The sequence below is a fragment of the Clostridium fessum genome (assembly GCF_003024715.1).
Lineage (GTDB): Bacteria > Bacillota > Clostridia > Lachnospirales > Lachnospiraceae > Otoolea > Otoolea fessa.
The window spans coordinates 1-687 of the sequence record NZ_PYLO01000030.1 but is presented as its reverse complement, the minus strand read 5'-3'; the positions used below and the strand labels follow the sequence as shown (position 1 = coordinate 687).

Sequence of the window (687 nt, the reverse complement as noted above, 5' to 3'; positions counted from 1 at the left end):
GATATTTGCTCCTCCCCGAAGCTTTTCGCAGCTTATCACGTCTTTCATCGGCTCTTAGTGCCAAGGCATCCACCCTGCGCTCTTATTAGCTTAACCAATTGATTCACACCGCGGGTACGGTGTTCCTCTCAGATGCATAGCGTTGCATCTTTGGCTTATGGTGTTTACAATTAATAATTGCTTGTTTTGGTTTGTTTGGTTACACTTTCGTGTAACACCTCGGATGTCTTGATATTTGTTTCAAACCTCTCGGTTTGAACTTTGTATCAGATTTTCAATATGCAGTTTTCAAGGTACATAGTATGTTCACTCAACTAAACTCACTTGCGTTCGTTAAGGTTCGTGAACTGCCTCGCACTAAATTCAAGCTTCGTCTTCGACTCGTTTTCATTCAGTTGCTTTCGGCAAATGGAGATGGAGAGATTCGAACTCTTGACCCCCTGCTTGCAAGGCAGGTGCTCTCCCAACTGAGCTACACCCCCATAATGAATCCGGCATCCACCTGCTTTCCCATGCCGTCTCCAGCATAGTATCATCGGCCGCTTAGGTCTTAACCATCGTGTTCGGGATGGGAACGGGTGTGTCCCCTAAGCGCATCGACACCGGAAATCTTTCATTTCCTGGATTTCAATCTTTAATTGTCATCCTCGAAAACTCAACAGTATATAAAACCCTTACTTCTTCTTC

At 44.8% G+C, this 687-nt stretch carries 1 tRNA gene and 2 rRNA genes; all 3 read right to left on the bottom strand.

What is annotated here, in order from left to right:
• Positions 1–96, bottom strand: a 23S ribosomal RNA gene (locus C7U56_RS15400); the annotation flags it as partial.
• Between the two features lie 313 nt (positions 97–409).
• Positions 410–482: transfer RNA gene (locus C7U56_RS15395), tRNA-Ala, on the bottom strand.
• 7 nt (positions 483–489) lie between these two features.
• Positions 490–607 (bottom strand): 5S ribosomal RNA (gene rrf / locus C7U56_RS15390).
• Positions 608–687: the final 80 nt, after the last annotated feature.